We start from the raw sequence: 1,302 nt of genomic DNA, 5'->3' as shown, positions 1-1,302 counted from the left end.
TTTTACTTTGAATTCCTGTAGCAGAGATAGCCCATAAAAAACATGTCGAGAGTTCAGAAGCAGTGTTGTAACAGTGACTTCAATCAATCCCGCTCCCGCTGCAAGCAAGCCAACAGCCATGAACTGTGCAGCTCCAGCAAAAATAACAATGCCCATAATGCTTGCGAAGTACCAGGGGTATCCAAGCTCCGAAAACAATACGCCGAAGGCCATGCCCATAGGGACGTAGCCAAACATAACGGGAAAGGTTTGCCTCACGGCAATTTTAAGTTGTGGTGTCATAGCTCAGTGTAGATATGCGCATAACGATTTGCTGCATGTTGAATACTAAACCCATCAATAAATGAAGGCGCTTGTTGTGCTATTTTTCGCTGCAGTGTTGTATCCGTTTTGATGCGTAATATGGCATTGGCCAGTTGTTCAGGTTCAGCTATATCTACGAGTAATCCATTTACTTCTTCGTGAATCGCGTCGGGTATCCCGCCTGCACGGCTCCCGATAACAGGCGTTCCTGCCAAGGTCGCTTCAAGTAGTACTGAACCCATGCCCTCTGTATGAGATGGCAGAACCACGATATCTGCAAGGGCAAACCACGTTCCCATATCATTTTGGCGACCAACAAATTCTACATTGAGTGCGCCATCCGCTTGTGCTTCAAGATAATGGAGTTCCGGACCGTCACCTAACAGACAAAAGTGTATATCTGTTTGTTTTCGTAGACGCTTTGCCGCCGCGATAGTGATATCAAAGCCTTTGTGCTTATAGAGTTTGGCAGCTTGAATAACGATGAATTTGTCTTTGTATTTGCTCTGAAGTGCTGCGAGAGCATGCTCATCAATTGGGTAAGCAACAGGCGAATCATTCACGACGTTGGTGCGCGCGTCGGGAAATTGTCTGGAGACGATGTTTTCAACGGCATGACTTACACAGACAATATTTGATGCTTGTCGGTAAGCAAGGCTTGATATCCATTTATCTTTGAATTTATTGTCGATTCTTCTTGTGACGATGTATGGCGTGCCAAATATTAGCTTTTGAATGAGTGCCCAGTAAATGGCTTGTCCTTCATGTACATGCATGACGTGCATATTGCTAGTGGCATCTTTGCTATGCCCAGTCAGGTAATGGCTTACCTCTATAACTGAGCATTCCAATGCTTTACATGCATTCGAAAAGGGGGAGTTTTTTTTAGCGACAACGTTAACGTGATAGCCAAGGCGAAGATGCTCTTTGATTAGCAAAATTGTCTGGCTTTCGCCCCCGCTGAAGCCGCGAGCAAGATTAACGTGGCAGATGTTCAAG

2 protein-coding genes are annotated in these 1,302 nt (G+C 45.3%); both read right to left on the bottom strand.

Annotation, left to right across the window (positions count from 1 at the left end; all coding sequences use genetic code 11):
* Positions 1-282: AzlC family ABC transporter permease (locus A3739_RS22115; protein WP_197472494.1), on the bottom strand; the 282-nt coding region annotated here is incomplete at its 3' end.
* Positions 279-1,302: glycosyltransferase family 4 protein (locus A3739_RS22110; protein WP_082878545.1), on the bottom strand; the 1,024-nt coding region annotated here is incomplete at its 5' end. The genes A3739_RS22115 and A3739_RS22110, both read right to left, overlap by 4 nt.

This window comes from Oleiphilus sp. HI0067 (assembly GCF_001635735.1).
Note: the sequence above shows the minus strand (reverse complement) of the source record. Positions and strands in the feature narration are given on the sequence as shown.